This is a genomic window from Mesocryomonas lacus (genome assembly GCF_055730105.2).
Genome location: NZ_JBUZWF020000002.1, coordinates 386,825 through 404,851, shown reverse-complemented (window position 1 = coordinate 404,851; position 18,027 = coordinate 386,825). Strand labels below are relative to the sequence as shown.

Annotated in this window: 14 protein-coding genes and 1 other RNA gene; 9 read left to right on the top strand and 6 right to left on the bottom strand. The window is 66.0% G+C overall.

What is annotated here, in order from left to right; all coding sequences use genetic code 11:
- Positions 1-11: 11 nt before the first annotated feature.
- Both ACZLZQ_RS06960 and gap read right to left on the bottom strand, forming a co-directional pair.
- The gene (locus tag ACZLZQ_RS06960; protein ID WP_472948742.1) at positions 12-1,928 is read right to left on the bottom strand and encodes a potassium/proton antiporter; all 1,917 of its coding nucleotides are present in this window, start codon (positions 1,926-1,928) and stop codon (positions 12-14) included.
- Between the two features lie 304 nt (positions 1,929-2,232).
- Positions 2,233-3,246 carry a type I glyceraldehyde-3-phosphate dehydrogenase gene (gene gap / locus ACZLZQ_RS06955; protein ID WP_472948741.1) on the bottom strand — a complete coding sequence of 338 codons (1,014 nt, stop codon included), beginning with the start codon at positions 3,244-3,246 and terminating at the stop codon, positions 2,233-2,235.
- A 408-nt stretch (positions 3,247-3,654) separates the two neighbouring features.
- Between gap and ACZLZQ_RS06950 the strand changes: the two genes are divergently transcribed.
- The gene (locus ACZLZQ_RS06950; protein WP_472933739.1) at positions 3,655-3,939 is read left to right on the top strand and encodes a DUF4164 domain-containing protein; all 285 of its coding nucleotides are present in this window, start codon (positions 3,655-3,657) and stop codon (positions 3,937-3,939) included.
- Position 3,940: 1 nt separating this feature from the next.
- A complete protein-coding gene (locus tag ACZLZQ_RS06945; protein ID WP_472948740.1) occupies positions 3,941-4,303 on the top strand; it encodes a cell division protein ZapA in 363 nt (120 codons plus the stop codon).
- A 26-nt stretch (positions 4,304-4,329) separates the two neighbouring features.
- Here the strand turns inward: ACZLZQ_RS06945 and ACZLZQ_RS06940 are convergent, their stop codons facing one another.
- Positions 4,330-5,091, bottom strand: a complete 762-nt coding sequence (locus tag ACZLZQ_RS06940) for an ABC transporter permease (RefSeq protein ID WP_472948739.1) — start codon at positions 5,089-5,091, stop codon at positions 4,330-4,332.
- Positions 5,088-6,056 (bottom strand): ABC transporter ATP-binding protein, encoded by a 969-nt coding sequence (locus tag ACZLZQ_RS06935; protein ID WP_472949207.1) that lies wholly within the window; start codon positions 6,054-6,056, stop codon positions 5,088-5,090. Before ACZLZQ_RS06935 ends, ACZLZQ_RS06940 begins: the two co-directional genes overlap by 4 nt.
- Positions 6,057-6,224: 168 nt before the next feature.
- On the opposite strand from ACZLZQ_RS06935, the gene ssrS reads away from it, so the two are divergent.
- Positions 6,225-6,382: non-coding RNA, 6S RNA (gene ssrS / locus ACZLZQ_RS06930), on the top strand.
- A gap of 66 nt (positions 6,383-6,448) precedes the next feature.
- Positions 6,449-7,063 (top strand): 5-formyltetrahydrofolate cyclo-ligase, encoded by a 615-nt coding sequence (locus ACZLZQ_RS06925; protein ID WP_472948738.1) that lies wholly within the window; start codon positions 6,449-6,451, stop codon positions 7,061-7,063.
- Here the strand turns inward: ACZLZQ_RS06925 and ACZLZQ_RS06920 are convergent.
- Positions 7,009-7,539, bottom strand: a complete 531-nt coding sequence (locus tag ACZLZQ_RS06920; RefSeq protein WP_472948737.1) for a CAP domain-containing protein — start codon at positions 7,537-7,539, stop codon at positions 7,009-7,011. The genes ACZLZQ_RS06925 and ACZLZQ_RS06920 overlap by 55 nt on opposite strands.
- A gap of 446 nt (positions 7,540-7,985) precedes the next feature.
- Here ACZLZQ_RS06920 and ACZLZQ_RS06915 point away from each other — a divergent pair, with 446 nt between their 5' ends.
- A complete protein-coding gene (locus tag ACZLZQ_RS06915; protein WP_472948736.1) occupies positions 7,986-8,648 on the top strand; it encodes a YitT family protein in 663 nt (220 codons plus the stop codon).
- 40 nt (positions 8,649-8,688) lie between these two features.
- Positions 8,689-11,205, top strand: a complete 2,517-nt coding sequence (locus ACZLZQ_RS06910; protein ID WP_472948735.1) for a ligase-associated DNA damage response DEXH box helicase — start codon at positions 8,689-8,691, stop codon at positions 11,203-11,205.
- Positions 11,206-11,393: 188 nt separating this feature from the next.
- Here the strand turns inward: ACZLZQ_RS06910 and ACZLZQ_RS06905 are convergent, their stop codons facing one another.
- A complete protein-coding gene (locus tag ACZLZQ_RS06905) occupies positions 11,394-11,867 on the bottom strand; it encodes a MerR family transcriptional regulator (protein WP_472933747.1) in 474 nt (157 codons plus the stop codon).
- Positions 11,868-12,155: 288 nt separating this feature from the next.
- Between ACZLZQ_RS06905 and ACZLZQ_RS06900 the strand changes: the two genes are divergently transcribed.
- The 3 genes from ACZLZQ_RS06900 (at position 12,156) to ACZLZQ_RS06890 (ending at position 18,024) form a co-directional block, all read left to right on the top strand.
- Complete coding sequence (locus ACZLZQ_RS06900; protein ID WP_472948734.1) at positions 12,156-16,022, top strand: peptidoglycan-binding protein; 3,867 nt, start codon at positions 12,156-12,158, stop codon at positions 16,020-16,022.
- A 128-nt stretch (positions 16,023-16,150) separates the two neighbouring features.
- On the top strand, positions 16,151-17,080 hold the full coding sequence (locus tag ACZLZQ_RS06895; protein WP_472933749.1) for a sulfite exporter TauE/SafE family protein: 930 nt from the start codon (positions 16,151-16,153) through the stop codon (positions 17,078-17,080).
- A complete protein-coding gene (locus ACZLZQ_RS06890; protein WP_472948733.1) occupies positions 17,080-18,024 on the top strand; it encodes a TIGR02186 family protein in 945 nt (314 codons plus the stop codon). The genes ACZLZQ_RS06895 and ACZLZQ_RS06890 overlap by 1 nt, the downstream gene beginning before the upstream one ends.
- Positions 18,025-18,027: the final 3 nt, after the last annotated feature.

Sequence of the window (18,027 nt, the reverse complement as noted above, 5' to 3'; positions counted from 1 at the left end):
CGGGTAAGCAATCAGGCGCGTCCCGGCGGCTCGCCCGCCGCGACGCCCTGACCTATCCGAGCCTCGGCTTCGGCTTCGCGCTCGGCCAGCGCAAGCGCATCCAGGCGATCGGCCACGCGCGCCTCGCGCCGGGCGTGGCGGGCAGCCAGTCCGCCCTTGGCGATCCGCACGATGTCGCGGATGTTGAGGAAGATCGGGATGCGCGGGCGCCCGCCCTCCGGCTCCAGCGACAGCCCGACGTCGACGATGTTGCCGAGGCCGTCGGTGTCCCTGACGATGAGTTCCACAGGTCCCATCGGCACCCGGTCGCCGTATTCGGCCCGGCCGCCAAGCTGCTCGGTCATCAGTTCGGCGATGGTCTTCTCGGCAGCCTCCGGCAGGAGCCCGATCCCGTAAGCGGCATCGAGGAATCTCGCGGGCTTGGCGGGGTCGACGGTAAACTCGCCGAAGAACTCCGCATCGTCCTCGCCGACCGCCAGCGAGTGGGCGAACAACCGGTCGAGCAGGCGGGGATAGCGCGGCGAGATGAAGAGGTAGACGTAGTCGCCCTCGCGCAGGCGGCCGGCATACTGGTAGCGCATCGACTTGCCGTCGCGGATGACCAGCGAGGGGCGCGCCCATCGCGGCACGCGTTCGCCGCGCGCGACGGGGCTGCCGGCGACGACCCGGTAGGACAGGAGCTCGTGGTGCGCGGTGCCCGGGAGTTCCAGCTCGACCTTCTCGACCGGGCCGATGCGGGGCGGCACGATAAGGCCGAGCCTGGTTGCGACGAAGCCGATGGTCCAGCCCTGCACCAGCAGCGAGGCGAGGACGATGATGAAGCCGACGTTGAAAAGGACCCTGTTCTCGTCGATGCCGCCCAAGAGCGGCAGGATGGCGAGAAGGATCGAGACCGAGCCGCGCAGGCCGACCCAGGAGATGAAGGCGGTCTCCCGGCTGTTGAAATCGAACGGCAGCATCGAGAACCAGACCGCGACCGGCCGCGCGACGAAGATCAGGAAGGCGGCGAGCGCGATGGCCGGCAGCGCGATCGAGGGAAACTGCGACGGCGTGGCGAGGAGGCCCAGCACCAGGAACATGATGATCTGCGCGAGCCAGGTCATGCCGTCCTGGAACTGCTTCAGCGAGGCGTGCGAGCGGATGTTGCTGTTGCCGGCGTAGAGACCGGCGACATAGACCGCGAGGAACCCCGAGCCGTCGAGCGCCCCGGTGACGGAAAAGACCAGAAAGGACAAAGCGAGGGTGAAGATCGGCGTCAGCCCGCGCTCGAGCTTTAGTCGGTTGACGAGAAAGCGGATCATCCACCCGCCGACGAGACCGAGCACAAGGCCAAGTCCCATCTGCTGGGCGAACAGCACCAGCAGCTCTATGCCGATCTCCTCAGCGCCCCCACCCTTGGCGACGATCTCGACCAGCGCAATGGTGAGGAAGATCGCCATCGGGTCATTGGTGCCGGACTCCACCTCCAGCGTGGAGCGCACGCGGTCGCGAATGTTGATGCCGCCGATGCGCAGGAGGAAGAACACCGCCGCCGCGTCCGTCGAGCCGACAATCGAGCCGAGCAGCACGCCTTCCAGCCAGGGAACATCAAGCACGTAGGACGCGGCCGTGCCGAAGATCGCCGCCGTCAGGGGCACGCCAAGCGTTGCAAGCGTCAGTGCCGGTGCCGCAGCGTGCTTGAAGGAGGATAGCTCGGTGCCGAAGCCTGAATCGAAGAGGATGATCGACAGCGCGATCGAGCCAACGAAATAGGCGAGCTGCGCATTGTCGAACTCCAGCCCGAGCCCATCAACGCCGGTGAACAGGCCGATCGACAGGAAGAGCAGCAGCAGGGGTGCGCCGAAGCGCAAGGCGAGCAAGCTGGAGAACGCCGCGACGAGCACGAGGATCGTGCCGACCAGGATCACGAGATACATGGATTCGTGCATGGCGTTGGCTTCTCGTCGGCAGCGGCTCCCGACTTGGCCACGGCGATCGTCGTTCCCTGGAACCCGGATGGGATTCGAAGGACAAGCTTCAGGATGTCGGGTCGACGTGCCGGGCGAATCCCCGATCAGTGGTGTCGAAGCGGTCTGCGCATTGCAGCAAGGCCGGGTGGTCGAAGCAAGGCATTTCGGGTGAACGTGCAGGATGAGGCAGACGCTTCGGCTGACGAACGCACAACGCCCGGAGCATGGCCCCGGGCGTTCTAGATTTCACGACGGTCCGCCGGGCGCCGCGCGCCCGCCGAGGTCAGACCTTGGCGAAGGCGACCGCAGTGTCGGACATGCGGTTCGAGAAGCCCCACTCATTGTCGTACCAGGACAGGATGCGCACGAAAGTGCCGTCCATGACCTTGGTCTGGTCCATGTGGAAGACCGAGGAATGCGGGTCGTGGTTGAAGTCATGGCTGACGTTGGGCGCGTCGGTGTAGCCAAGGATGCCCTTCAGCGGGCCGTCGGCGGCCGCGCGGATGAGGCCCTGGATCTCCTCGACCGTGGTCGAGCGCTTGGCGACGAACTTGAAGTCGACGACCGAGACGTTCGGCGTCGGCACGCGGATCGACGAGCCATCAAGCTTGCCCTTCAGGGCCGGCAGCACGAGGCCGATCGCCTTGGCGGCACCGGTCGAGGTCGGGATCATCGACAGTGCCGCAGCGCGGGCGCGGTAGAGATCCTTGTGCATCGTATCCAGCGTCGGCTGATCGCCGGTGTAGGAATGGATGGTCGTCATGAAGCCGGTCTCGATGCCGATCGCATCGTTCAGCACCATGGCGACGGGCGCGAGGCAGTTCGTCGTGCAGGAGGCGTTGGAGATGATGGTGTCGCCGGCCGTCAGCGTGTCGTGGTTGACGCCGTAGACGATCGTCTTCTCACCGTTCGGCGAGGCCGAGAGCGGGCCGGAGATGACCACCTTCTTGGCGCCGGCCTCGATATGGGCGGCGGCCTTGGCTGCGTCGGTGAAGATGCCGGTGCACTCCAGCGCGATGTCGACGCCTAGCTCCTTCCACGGCAGGTTCTTCGGGTCGCGCTCGGCGGAAACGCGGATCGGCCCGCGGCCGACGTCGATCGTGTCGCCCAAGACCGTTACCGTGCCGGGGAAGCGGCCATGGACCGAATCGAAGCGGATCAGATGGGCATTGGTCTCGACCGGGCCGAGGTCGTTGATGCCGACGACCTCGATGTCGGTGCGACCGGACTCGATGATGGCCCGGAGGACGTTGCGGCCGATGCGGCCAAAACCGTTGATTGCGACGCGAACTGCCATTGTCATTCCTCCAGAAGGATCTGCCCAGCCATGGTCTCGGGGCATCCGCGGGCCGGTTTTCGGCGCGTTCAGGGGGGTGCCCCAAAGAGCGCGCCGTCTGCGATGGCCGCATGCGGACACGCGGTGTTCTTAGCGATATTCCCCCCGAGGTAAACCCGCAGGGGACCCGCACGGCAAGATAATGCGACGACGCGGCGAAATCCCATGGGCTTCGGCACCGGTCTAAGGGAGCGCCTCGACTGCGCCTTTGCGCCCCGACCGAGCGTCTTTTGGACCGGCTGGTTTCCACCGCGATCTGCCGGGCCGCCGTTTTGACAGTTGCAAGCCCGGGCCGAATGCCGCAGGAATCACCGCACTTACGATCGTCCGCTGGACCGGATCGTGAGGCGTTGAGGAGTTGCCGACACCATGCCAGAAGAAAGCCCGCTCGATGCCGCGTCCCGCCGTCTCGACAAGGCGTTGCAGCGGCTCGGCCATGCCGTGGACGGCCAGCTGGCGCGTGAGCATCTGGTGCGCGAGGCCGAGGCCGAAGTGCAGCGCATGACCGCCGACCGCAGCCGCCTCGCCGGCGAGCTCGACACCTGCCTCTCCCGCGCCGAGCGTCTGGAACACGCCAACCGCGAGGTGTCGCGCCGCCTCGTCGCGGCAATGGAGACGATCCGCAGCGTGCTCGAACGCCGCAAGGAGGCCTGACATGCCGCAAGTCGTGGTGACGATCGACGGAAAGACTTTCCGCATGGCCTGCGCCGAGGGCGAGGAGGACCACCTGACCGGCCTTGCCGCCGAGGTGGACGACCGCGTCAACGAGCTGCGCAAGAGCTTTGGCGAGATCGGCGACCAGCGACTCGTGGTGATGGCGGCGATCATGGCGACGGACGAGCTGGCCGAGCAGCGCCGCAAGGTTGCCGCCCTCGAGCAGGCGCTGGCCGATGCCGCCAACGACCGCGCCGACGCGATCAACGGCCTCAACGCCGGCGAGACGCGCTTCGTCGCCCACATGAACGAGGTCGCGGCAGCGATCGAGAGCGTCGCAGCGAAGATCGACGGCCGGGCCTGAGCCCGGCCGCCTTCGCGATCCGCCGGTTACGACTTGAAGCGGTAGCCGGTCTTGAAGATCCAGAAGATGCCGGCAAGACAGACCGCCATGAACAGCACGGTCATGCCGAGACTGACCCCGATGGCGACGTCCGAGACGCCGTAGAAGCTCCAGCGGAAGCCGGAGATGAGGTAGACTACCGGGTTGAACATCGTCACGTCCTGCCAGAACGGCGGCAGCATCGAGATCGAGTAGAAGCTGCCCCCGAGGAAGGTCAGCGGCGTGATCACCAGCAGCGGCACGATCTGCAGCTGCTCGAAGCCATCCGCCCAGATGCCGATGATGAAGCCGAACAGGCTGAACGTGACCGCCGTCAGCACCAGGAAGAGCAGCATGAAGATGGGGTGCTCGATCCGCAGGGGCACGAACAGTGTCGCGGTCGCGAGAATGATCAGGCCGAGGATGATCGACTTCGTCGCCGCCGCCCCGACATAGGCGATGGTGATCTCCATCGCCGAGATCGGCGCCGACAAAAGCTCGTAGATCGTGCCGGAGAAGCGCGGGAAATAGATGCCAAACGAGGCATTGGAGATGCTCTGGGTCAGGAGCGACAGCATCATCAGGCCGGGCACGATGAAGGCGCCGTAGCTGATACCGTCGATCTCGGTCATCCGCGAGCCGATCGCCGCGCCGAACACGACGAAGTAGAGCGAGGTCGAGATGACCGGGGCGACGACACTCTGGAACACGGTCCGGCGGGCGCGCGCCATCTCGAAGAGGTAGATGGCTTTGATCGCGTGGACGTTCATGGCCGCTCTTCCTTCACGAGGCTGACGAAGATTTCCTCGAGCGAACTCTGCTTGGTCCGAAGATCGCGGAAGCTGATGGAAACATCGGCCAGCGCCTTCAGAAGCGCCGTAATGCCGGTGCGCTCGCCTTGGGTATCATAGGTGTAGACGAGCTCGCTGCCGTTCTCGGCGAGCGACAGGTCGAAGCCGGCAAGTTCCTGCGGAACCGCGGCGAGTGGCTTGTGGAGGCTGAGGATCAGCTGCTTGCGGCCGAGCTTGCGCATCAGTTCGGCGGTTTCCTCGACGAGGATGATCTCGCCATGCGAGATGACGCCGATGCGATCGGCCATCTCCTCGGCCTCCTCGATGTAGTGCGTCGTCAGGATGACCGTGACGCCGCTGTCGCGCAGGCCGCGCACCACCTGCCACATCTCCTGGCGCAGTTGCACGTCGACGCCGGCGGATGGCTCGTCGAGGAAGAGGATCCGCGGCTCGTGGCTCAGGGCCTTGGCGATCAGCACGCGCCGCTTCATGCCGCCCGACAGCGTCATGATCTTGGCATCGCGCTTGTCCCACAGCGACAGTTCGCGCAGCACCTTTTCGATATAGGCGGGGTTCGACGGCCGGCCGAATAGGCCACGGCTGAAGCTGACGGTATCGAACACCGTCTCGAACGCGTCGGTGGTCAGTTCTTGCGGCACGAGGCCGATGGTCGCGCGGGCGGCCCGGTAGTCGCGGACGATGTCATGGCCATCGGCGGTCACGGTGCCTTGGCTCGCGGTGACGATCCCGCAGATGATGCTGATCAGCGTCGTCTTGCCCGCGCCATTCGGTCCGAGCAGCGCGAAGATTTCGCCGCGGCGGATTTCGAGATCGACGTTTTTCAGCGCCTGGAAGCCGGACTTGTAGGTCTTCGCCAGCCCCGAAATTATGATGATGGGCGGCGCGCCCGCCGGCGCTGGCGGGGGATTGGTCTGGGGAGATATGGCTGACACGGGGGTATCCTTCGGAGAGGCCGTCGCCGGCCTTTGGTCGAACGCTACAAGTCGGTCGAAAGCGCCCGGGAACAAGGGGCAGCTTGCCGACCAAGGATATTCGCCAAATCGGGCTCTGTGCTCTGGCGGGGTTCCACGATCCCGCCTATATCAGGGGCCGGCGAGCTGCGCGGTCCGACAGGGGTAACATTTCCTCGGGGCCTTACGCATCCCCTAGGGAGCTGTCCCTGTTCCGGCCCGTGGGCTGGAGTATATGGCGCCCACCTACATTGTAGGTTCCCGGGATCGATCATCTCATCGGCCGATGTGGCTCGTCGACCTTTCACTCTCCGATCTACCGCCGTATCAACCGGGCTGAACCAGTCTCGGACGGGGTAGAGCGCATGGACGGGATCAGGCAGGCAAAGGCGGCGCTGCGGCGCGAGGTGCTGGCGCGTCGCGACGCGCTGGATCCGGCTGCCCGGCTTGCAGCCTCCCTCGCTATTGCCAAGATCGTCGCCGCCGCGCTGGAGTTTCCGCCGGGCACGATCGTTTCCGGCTTCCTGCCGATCCGCTCCGAACTCGATCCGCAGCCGCTGATGCGGAAGCTGGCTGAACGCGGCGCCAGGATATGCGTGCCCGCGATCGTCGAAGGCCGGCTGGAATTCCGTGAGTTTCGCCCGGACTCGCCCCTCGTCGCGCAGGGTTTCGGCACGCTCGCGCCGGGACCGGAGGCGGCCGTCCTCGACCCCGCGATCATGCTGGTGCCGATGGCAGCCTTCGATGCACAGTGCCACCGCATGGGCTACGGCCGCGGCTACTATGACCGGGCGATCGAGCCGCTGCGGGCCAAGGGCATGACGCCCTTGCTCGCAGGCCTCGCCTTCGCCGTGCAGGAAGTCGCGTCGGTGCCGGTTGAGGCCCACGATGTCGGCCTCGACCTCGTCGCGACGGAGAACCGGCTCTACAGGGCCGACAGGAAGCCGCGCGGCGCGGCGGCGAACACCTGGGTGAAGTAGTTGCGGCCACCCTCGCTCGAACCGGCAAAGCCAATGCTGGTAAGGTTCGCGCGCAAGAGGTTATGGCGGTGGCCGGGGGAGCGGACCCAGGCATCCATCGCCGAGGCATAGCTGCGCTGGCCGCTGCTGACATTCTCGGCGATCGCAGAATAGCGAACGCCGCCAGCACGAACGCGGCTGGCGAGGGAGCCGCCGACGGTGTGGCTGGTGCTGGCGCTGTTGGCCATCGCGTCGGAATGATCGCCAGCGACCTGCATCAGCCCGGCGCTGATGCTGAGGGCGCCGAGACCGTTCTCGGCGCGGAAGTCATTGATCACGCGCAGCGCCACGCTCTGGTTGATGCCGATACTTTCGGCGGCCTGGCCAGGAGCGGTGGCGGCAAGCGCCAGGCCGCCCATGCCGATGGCGGCCAGCGCAAAGCGGAAAGGGCTGGGCAAAGCGGTGCTGATCGCACCGAAGATGTTCGGAAACGTCATGTAATTTATCCCTGAATGATAATAATTATTATTAACAATTAAATGTGAGGTGCCGATGCGAGGCATTCTTAATTTTTCTGAAAACCAGAACTTCAGCTCGCCCGCCGTTATCTTAAGCATTAATTGGCATTTTAGTTCAAATGAAGCTTCCGTGTTATTTAATATTACGCTGCATGCTCGAAGGATTAAAATGAAGCTGGCATGAAAGAGTGAGCTATATTGACCACATTTGCTAATACTGCGCGTCTCCTTTCAACCGGGTGCGGGGCCGCCCTTGAACAGGCGGGCCGACCACCGTGAGTGAGCCTTAAGGCCGCTCGTCTCCCGACCCGTGCGCGGTGCCATAGCAGTTGATCGGTGGACGGGAGCCCCGCATTCCGTCCGCAGGATTGACGGTGGATGGGCCCGACCGTCACTGTCGCGCTGCAGCAAGCCGGGAGCCTTCCATGCCGACGAACCCCATCGCCGAGAAGGCTGATCGCCGGCGCGGCCTGTTCGGCAACTGGCAAGCGACAGCGACGCGGCACACGCCGATCGAGGACGCGCAGGCGATCTTCACCGGCACGGTGCTCACCGCCCTCGGCATCGCCATCCTCGCCCATCTCGGCTTTCTGACCGGCGGCACCGCGGGCCTCGCCTTCATCCTTCACTATGCCACCGGCTGGAATTTTGGCCTGCTCTTCTTCCTGATTAACCTTCCTTTCTACATCCTCGCCATCCAGCGCATGGGCTGGGCCTTCACCGCCAAGACCTTCATCGGCGTCGCGATGCTCTCGCTGATGACGGCGCTGCAGCCCGCACTTCTCGCCTTCGGCCCGATCGACCGCACGACCGGCGCCGTTCTCGGCGGCCTCCTGATGGGCTTTGGCCTGCTCGCGCTGTTCCGCCACCGGGCGAGCCTTGGCGGCGTCGGGATCCTTGCGATCTACCTGCAGGACCGCTTCAAATGGCGTGCCGGGCTGACGCAGCTGTCGATCGACCTTCTGGTGCTGGCGCTCTCCTTCACCGTCGCCGACCCGGTCGCGATCGCCTTCTCCATCCTCGGCGTCATCGTGCTGAACCTCTTTCTGGCCATCAATCACCGCGCCGACCGCTATATCGCGATGTAAGCGCCTTGCGCGGCGCGGCGGCCGGCTTACCTCTCCCCGGGTGAGCAGCCTTTCCCCCCTCCCCCTCGCCGCGGACTTTCCGGAAGCTTTTCAAGCCTGGTTCACGGCGAAAGGCTGGACGCCGCGGCCGCATCAGCTGGACCTCCTGCAACGGGCCGAGGCTGGCGCCTCCGTGCTGCTGATCGCCCCGACGGGCGCCGGCAAGACGCTTGCGGGCTTCCTGCCGGCGCTCGTCGACATCACCCGGCGCGGCAAACCGAAGCCCGGCACGCGCTCACGCGGCATCCATACGCTCTACATCTCGCCGCTAAAGGCGCTCGCCACCGACATCGAGCGCAACCTGCAGAAGCCAGTGGCCGAGATCGGCATAGCGGTGACCCTTGAGACCCGCACCGGCGACACCAGCCAGTCGAAGCGGCAGCGCCAGAAGCTGAAACCGCCGGATATCCTTTTGACGACGCCCGAGCAGCTGGCGCTGCTGATCGCCTCGAAGGACGCGCGCAGCTTCTTCTCGGACCTGCGCTACGTCATCTTCGACGAGCTGCACTCGCTCGTCACCTCGAAGCGCGGCGAGCTTCTCTCCCTCGGTCTGGCGCGCCTTCGCATGCTGCAGCCGGCGCTCCAGACGATCGGCCTGTCTGCCACCGTTGCCGAACCGGACGATCTGAGGGCCTGGCTGGTCGCGCAGGCCCCGGGTACGTCGCCGCTGTCCGACCTCATCACCGTCGAAGGCGGCGCGCGGCCGGAGATCACGATCCTCAAATCGAAGGAGCGCGTGCCGTGGCAGGGGCATACCTCGCGCTATGCGATGCCGGAAGTCTATGAGGCCATCAAGGCGCACCGGACGACGCTGCTGTTCGTCAACACCCGCAACCAGGCGGAAAACCTCTTCCAGGAACTCTGGCGCATCAACGAGGAGACGCTGCCGATCGCGCTGCACCACGGCTCGCTCGATGTCGCGCAGCGCCGACGTGTTGAGGCGGCGATGGCGGCGAACAAGCTGCGCGCGGTGGTCGCGACCTCGACGCTGGACCTTGGCATCGACTGGGGCGATGTCGATCTCGTCGTGCACATCGGCGCGCCGAAGGGCGCCTCGCGACTCGCGCAGCGCATCGGCCGCTCCAACCACCGGATGGACGAGCCATCGAAGGCGATCCTCGTTCCCGCCAACCGTTTCGAGGTGATGGAGTGCCAGGCGGCGCTCGACGCCAACTATCTCGGCCACCAAGACACGCCGCCGATCCGTATTGGAGGCCTCGACGTGCTCGCACAGCACGTGCTCGGCATGGCCTGCGCCGAGCCTTTCCGGACCGAGGACCTCTACCGCGAGGTGACTTCGGCCGCGCCCTATTGCGATCTCAATACCGAGACCTTCGAGCGTGTCATCGACTTCGTCGCGACCGGCGGCTACGCGCTGAAGGTCTACGAGCGCTACGCCAAGATAAAGCTCGCCGAAGACGGTACCTGGCGCATCGCGCACCCGCGCGTCGCCCAGCAGTACCGGATGAATTCGGGGACCATCATCGAGGCCGAGTCGCTGAATGTCCGGCTGATCGGCAAGAAAACGCGCGCCACCAACAGCCGCGGCGGTATGGTGCTCGGCAAGATCGAGGAGGGTTTTCTCGAGACGCTGTCGATCGGGGATACGTTCCTGTTCGCCGGCAAGGTGCTGCGCTACGAGGGCATTCTCGAGAACGTCTGCCTGGTCACCAAGACGGTCGCCGACGACGCGAAGGTCCCGTCCTATGCCGGCTCGAAATTTCCGCTGACGACCTTTCTAGCGGCGAAGGTCCGGCAGATCCTCGCCGATCCCGAGCGCTGGGGTGCCTTGCCCGAACAGGTGGGTGACTGGCTGAAGATCCAGAAGCGCAAGTCCATCATCCCGCGCGCCGACCAGCTGCTGATCGAGACCTTTCCGGTCGGGCGGCGGTTCTTCATGGTCGCCTACCCGTTCGAGGGCCGGCTGGCGCACCAGACGCTCGGCATGCTGCTGACGCGCCGTCTGGAGCGCGCGCGGGCCAAACCCCTCGGCTTCGTCGCCACCGACTATGCCATCTCGATCTGGGGGCTCGGCGACATCGGCGGGATGATCTCGAGAGGCGCGATCTCGCTCGACGAGCTCTTCGACGAGGACATGATGGGCGACGATCTCGATGCCTGGATGGCCGATTCCTACCTGCTGAAGCGGACCTTCCGTCAGTGCGCGGTGATCGCCGGGCTGATCGACCGTCGGCATCCCGGACAGGAGAAGACCGGGCGGCAGGTGACCGTCTCGGCCGACCTCGTCTACGACGTGCTGCGCCAGCACGAGCCGGACCATATTTTGATGCGGGCGACATGGGCAGATGCGGCGAGCGGGCTTCTCGATGTCGCGCGGGTCTCGGACCTCCTGGCGCGCATCAAGCACCACATCGTCCATCAGGATCTTGCGGAAATTTCCCCGCTGGCGGTGCCGATCATGCTGGAGGCCGGGCGCGAAAGCATCGTCGGCGAGGCGCAGGACGAGCTTCTGTCGGTCGCGGCGGAGGCAGCGATGATCGAACGCGCGTTGAGCTGAGATACAGCGTTACAATTCGCCTCGGCCCGTTACCCGAAATCCGCCACTGAAAGGCAGATCGAAGGATGTTTCCGGACGAAAAGCGCGTCTCTTTCGGCTGCGATTGAGACTTTCGGGAATCGTTAATAGGCTTCTGGTTGTCGCCGTATTGCCGTATTATTGGGCGCGCCGATGACCGGCGCGCCGGATCAGGCCTTGCCGGCCTGAAGCTGTTCGCGCACGAAGGCGATCGCCACGTCCATTGCTTTAAGCGAACGATCGATCTCTTCCTTCTGTTCGAGAAGCACCTCCTGCTGCTCCTCGAACCGGCTCAGCGCCGTCTCCATCTGACGGCGCTTGCCATTGGCCTCGTGGTAGATTTCGATCAGCTGCTTGGCTTCCGTCAGCGAGAAGCCGAGTGTTTTAGCCAATAATATCAAGCGCAAGCGCGCCCTGTCACGGCGCGAATACAGACGCGTGGTCCCGCGACGCTCGGGATTGAGCAGGCCCCGATCCTCGTAGAAGCGCAGCGTCCGCAGCGTCACGTCGAACTCGCGCGCGAGGTCGCCGATCTTGAAAACACTCTTCTGGGGCTGCTCCTCGAGATTGCGCCCGAGGAGAAAGTCGATGTCGAGAGGCACGGCTTGAGCGTCGCTCATCTCATTTTCGGTCAATTTTTTCATCAGCAGTCCAGAACGCAGCACTGACAGGAGTCGGGAGAACCTGTGAGCGATAGGGGCGGGAAATCAGGCAGTCCCCGGGACTATTGCAGCAATTGCGGCGCTTACAAGACAGGTTGCCGTCTACGGCAATCCAGCTTCGCTCCTTCCTCGCGTCCTAAACCCGCAGAATGTAATGGTCATTAACCGACTGTTTACCCTGTTCGAAGATTTCTGGTTTCGGCGGGTATCGATGCAAAAAAATGTCTGTGGCGAGAGTCAACGGGCTCGAGAGCCTCAAGGGATCTGACGATGGTCAAGTCGAATACACCTTTGAAACTGCCACAGAGAGACGACGACCATTCGCCCCTGGCATCGCTCAGCCGGACCCTCGAAGCGCTCGAGATCCGGCTCGCCAAGATCACCCCTGCCAAGACGAGAACGGAGACCGGCTCGGTCGTGCCGTCCTTCGCACCGACGGTCGATGCCGCTCCGGCCGGCCAGCCTGCGCCTGCGCCCGCCGCCGCCGGCGAGAAGCGCCGCTCGACGCTGGCGGACGCCGTTTCCGAGATCGTCATGCGCCGGCAGATGCTGGACCAGGCGCCGCATCTGGCAGCGCCGGTGCGCCAGCCTGAGCCGCGCTCCCAGGCCAGCGTCGCGGCACCGGCAACCGGTGCCGGCATCGGCCAGCGCTTCGAGGCGCTTGCCGGTGATGTCGAGGCACTGCGCCGCGAAGGCAGCAATTATTCGCTGATGGCCGAGGTCGCCGAGGAACTGCAGCGCCTTCGCCAGGAGATGAAGGCCGAGGCCACGCCGCGCAGCGACCCGCGCTTCGATGCGATGCGCGAGGCCTTCGACGCGCTGCGCCAGATGATCGAGACCCGGCAGAGCCCGGAAGCGATCGACGGCGGCATGAGCGAGATTTCCGAGTCGCTCGCCCGCATGACCGAGGAAGGCGCCGACCGCTCGACGCTGAACACACTGCGCGCCGAGCTCGAGGAGTTGCGCGGCCTCTTCGGCGAACTCGCCAAGGAGCGCACGCTGGCGGCCGTCGGCCGGCGCTGGGACGCCTTTGAGAACCGCTTCTCGGTGCAGGCCGAGCGCGAGACCGAGTCCCGCAGCGATCTGAAGAACGAGCTCGAGCGGCTGCGCGAGTCGCTGCGCTCGCTCGCCAGCGAGGATCAGGTCCGCGCCGTCGAGAAGCGCTGGGACGAGTTCGAGGACCGCTACCTCGGCGCCACCCTTGCGGCACCGCAGGATCCGGCGATCTCGCAGCACCTGCGCGATGAACTCGAGGGCCTTCGCGAGAAGCTCGAGGGCATGAGCGATGCCGCCGCCGTCTACGGCGATCCCGACCGCTGGGGCGCGATCGAGAAGCATCTCGACTCCAAGGATGTCGAGCTCAGCATCCAACGTCTCGCCGACCGCATGGCCGACATTGAGACCGTCCTCGCCCGTCTGCCCCAGAGCCTTGGCATCGGGCCTCTGGAGGAGCGGATCCACTCCCTGACCGTCGGCGTCGACGCGCTGGCCCGCCGCAGCAACGAAGCCGACCTCGAGAACTTCGTGTCCCTCGAGGAGAGGCTCGACGAGATCTCGCGGGCGATCGTCGCGACCTCGCTGCAGCCGGCCCCCATGCTGGACATGGCCCCGATCGAGCGGATCGAAGCCCGCATCGCGACCTTGACCTCACGGGTCGACCGGATTGCCGACGAGGGCGACGCGGAAGTCCTGTCGCTGCGCATCGCCGAACTGTCCGATCGCGTCGAGGAACTGGCCATCAACCCTGCCGCCGATGCGCTGGCGCAGCGGATGACGGATCTTGCCGACCGGCTGGAGCTCGCCTTCACCGAGATGGAGCAGCCGCGGATCGACACCGAGGCCATCGAGCAGCGCCTCTCGGCCCTCGCGCTGCGCCTCGAAGATGCGGTGCAGCCGCGCGCCGACAACGAAATGATGCGCTCGCTCGAGGCCCAGATCGTCCGCCTGTCGGAGCATCTCGGCAACTCGGCTGGCCTGTCGGACGAGTTCGAGATCGAGTTCGATCGCCGGCTTGCCGCCGTCGAGCAGCGGATGGAGGAAAACCGCGAGGCTCTGATCATCGCCGCCCGCGAGGCCGCCGACGAGACCGCCTTGCGCATGCAGGCCGCCGGCGACCGCCGCCAGGGCGAACACGTCGCCCAGCTGTCGGAGAACCTGCGGTCGCTGGAAGCCCTGTCGCGCGAGACCGACGACCGCTCCAACAAGGTATTCGAGGCGGTCCACGCGACACTCCTAAAGATCGTCGACCGGCTGGAGCAGATCGAGACCGACATCAGCGGCAAGGCCGAAAGCGAAGACGACCTCGAGGACGCCCGGCATGACCGCGTCGCCGCGCACAAGGCGGCGGCAAGTCTCGACCTTGCGGCCGAGAGCCGCGAGCCCGCCGGCTTGCGCAGCCCCCCGATGCAGCCGATGCGGACGCGTCCCCAGGAAGCGTCCGAGACGATCGTCGCCGAGCGCACGGTCGGCCTTTCGGCCGGTACCGCCGACGACCGTTCGCTGGAACAGGTGTCCGCGCCGTCGATCGACGCGTCCGACATGATCGACCGGAGCGAGGTCAACCGGCCGCTGGAGCCGGGCTCGGGCGCGCCCGACATCGGCGCCCTCCTGGAGCGCGTGCGCCTGCAGCAGCGCAGCAAGCTCGAAGGCACCAACGAGCCAACGGGCGAGGCCGAGACCCGTGCCGCCGCCCGGCGCGCGGCGCAGGCCGCTGTCGCCGAGGCCGAGATGCTGCGCTCGCCGGCCGGCGGCATCGGCGCTGCCAGCGGCAAGCTCTCGCTGGTGCAGCGCATTGCCCGCCGCCGCAAGACCATCCTCACCGGTGTCGTCGCGGTGCTGGCCGCGCTGGCAGCGCTGCCTGTCGGAAAGACGCTGATGGACAATTATGGATCGGGCGAAGGCGTCCGCGTCGAAAGCAATGCCGCGCCGACGCCGACGTCGATGCAGACCGCCATCGTCGAGACACCCTCTTCGGTTAGCGTCCCGACCGTGGCTGCTTCCGACACGATCGAAACCGCGTCGGTCGCGGCACCGCCTCAGGCGATCGCTGGACCGCTGGCGCCGACCGTCAGCGCCCGCGGCTCCGCTTCCCCTTCCGCCCGCAGCGCGGCGACGGTCAGCTATCCCGCTGCCGCCACCGTGGCCCCGCAGGGAGCGGCAGACACAGGAGCAACGGTGCTTGCATCTGCCAAGACCGAAATGACCGGCAACAGCGATCCCCAGATCATCCTTGCCTCGGCGGTGGCCAAGCTGCCGGCCTCGGCGAGCGGCGCCGCCCCTGCCTTGCCGGCAAGCATTACCGCGCCCGCGCTCATCGAGGCCGCGGGTAAGGCCGATCCGATGGCGCAGTTCGAGATCGGGCTGCGGCTGCTCGAAGGCCGCGGTGCCGAGCCGGACGCGCCTGCCGCGCTGAACTGGTTCGCGCAGGGTGCCCGCAACGGCTTCGCGCCGGCGCAATACAGCCTCGGCACGCTGTTCGAGAAGGGCAACGGCGTCACCCGCGACACCGGCGCCGCCCGCGACTGGTATCTCCTCGCTGCCAAGCAAGGCAACATTCGCGCCATGCACAACCTCGCCGTCCTCTACGCCACCGGCATCGAGGGCAAGTCGGATCCGGAAACCGCAGCCACCTGGTTCGAGAAGGCCGCCGACTACGGCATGCGTGACAGCCAGTACAACCTCGGCATCCTCTACGCCCGCGGCTCGGGCGTCGAGCAGAGCCTCGTCCAGTCCTACAAGTGGTTCGCCATCGTGGCCGCGGCTGGCGACAAGGATGCCGAGTCCAAGCAGAACGAGATCGGGGCATCGCTGTCGGCGGACGAGCGCAAGGCGGCGGACGCCGCGGTCGTGTCCTGGACGCCGATGGAGCGCAACGAGCGTGCCAACACGGTGGAAGTGCCGCAGGAATGGACCGAACTGAAGGCGGAGAAGACCGCCTCCGTCGACATGAAGCGCGCCGTGCGCAACATCCAGGCGATCCTTTCCAAGCTCGGCTACGATGCCGGAACACCCGACGGCGTGCTCGGCGGCAAGACCGTCAGCGCGATCTCCAAGTTCCAGAAGGAAGCCGGCCTCGACGCCACCGGCAAGATCGACGAGCCGCTGATCCGCGCGCTGCTCGCCCGCAAGAACGGTTAAGGCTCGGGGCCTCCCGGTTAACCCTTGGGGCACACCGGAGACCCGCTGGAAATTGACATGTGGAAGGGGTCAGGCCAAGACGGTCTGGCCCCTTTGTCGCATTGCGGCAAAGCACCGAGACCGTGCCCTTGAACCTTTACCTGCCGATTGCCGAGATCTCCGTGAACATGCTGGTCATTATCGGCATGGGAGCGGCCGTCGGCTTTTTGTCGGGCATGTTCGGGGTGGGCGGCGGCTTCCTGATTACCCCGCTCCTAATCTTCTACAACATCCCCCCTGCGGTCGCGGTCGCCACCGGCGGCAACCAGGTGATCGCCGCATCCTTCTCGGGGGCGCTCGCGCACTACAAGCGCGGCACGATCGACCTCAAGCTCGGCAGCATGCTGCTGATCGGCGGTGCGCTCGGCTCGGTCGTCGGCGTTGCGATCTTCACCCTTCTGCGCCGGATCGGCCAGCTCGATCTCGTCGTGTCTATCCTCTACGTCGTGATGCTCGGCACCGTCGGCGGGCTGATGCTGGTTGAAAGCATTAACGCCATGCGCCGGGTCGGCGCCGGCGGCTCCGGCGAGGTGGCGGGGCATGGCCGCAACAACTGGGTCAACAAGCTGCCGCTGAAGATGCGCTTCCAGCGCTCCAAGCTCTACGTGTCGATCATTCCCGTGCTCGGCCTCGGCTTCGCCATCGGCATTCTCGGCGCGGTGATGGGCGTTGGTGGCGGCTTCATCATGGTGCCGGCGATGATCTATCTCCTGCGCGTGCCGACGAGCGTCGTCATCGGCACCTCGCTGTTCCAGATCATCTTCACGGCGGCCATCTCGACCGTGCTGCAGGCGGCGACCAACACGACGGTCGACGTGGTGCTGGCTTTCCTCCTGATGGTCGGCGGCGTCGTCGGCGCGCAGTTCGGCGCGCAGGCCGGCCGCAAGCTGCGCGGCGAGCAGCTGCGGGCGCTCCTCGCGATCCTGGTCCTTGCCGTCTGCGCGCGCCTCGGCGGCGAACTCATCGTCGGTCCCGGCGACATCTACTCGATCAGCCTGCCGAGCGGCGAGGTGAAGTGATGCGTCCGGTGGTCGGCAAGGCGCTTTTCACCCTCGCGGTCCTGCTGCTGCCTTCGACCCTTGCGGATGCTGAGACGCCGGCCCCGTCGACGCCGCCGCCGCCAGCCGCGCGGGCGCCCGGCGCGCCGCCGGTCAGCAGCCCCTCGTCGCCCGAGGTCACCATTCGCACCACGCCGAAATTTGTTCCGCAGTCACTGCCCGAACCCGGCAAGTCGGCAGCAGCGGCAGGCCTTCCCGAGACCTTCGAGATCGGCCTCTCGACCGAGCAGATCGTCATCGCCTCCAACTTCAGCGGCGCCCGTCTTGTGGTCTTCGGCGCGCTCGACAATGCTGACGGGCGGGTGCTGCGACAGGGCGGCTACGACATCGTCGTCGCGCTGGAGGGCCCGAAGACGCCGCTGGTGGTGCGCGAGAAGGAACGCGTGCTTGGCCTCTGGATCAACCGCGGCTCGGAGAGCTTCTCCAGCGCCCCGGCCTCCTACACGCTTGCATCGACCCGGCAACTGAACGACGTCGCCCCGCAGAAGACGCTGGAGCAACTGTCCATCGGCATCGACAACCTGCGCACCGATATCGGCCGCGACCCGCTGGTCAACTCGCCCAACCGCGACGAGTACGCGACGGCCCTGCGCCGCATCCGGATCAGCCGCGGCCTCTACGCGCAATCCTTCGGCGCCGTCGAGTTCGTCAGCCCGACGCTCTTCCGCGCCGACTTGGCGCTGCCTGCCGATCTGCCCGTCGGCCTGCACACGGCGCGCGCCTTCCTGTTCCGCAACGGGGTCTTTCTGCGCGAGCGCGACGAGAAGCTCTGGGTGGTGAAATCCGGTTTTGAGACGACGGTATCGAACCTTGCGGAGCGTTACGGCGTTCTCTACGGCGTGTTTGCCGTGGCGCTGGCCATGGTGACCGGCTGGCTCGGCCGGCTGATCTTCAAACGGGACTGATGC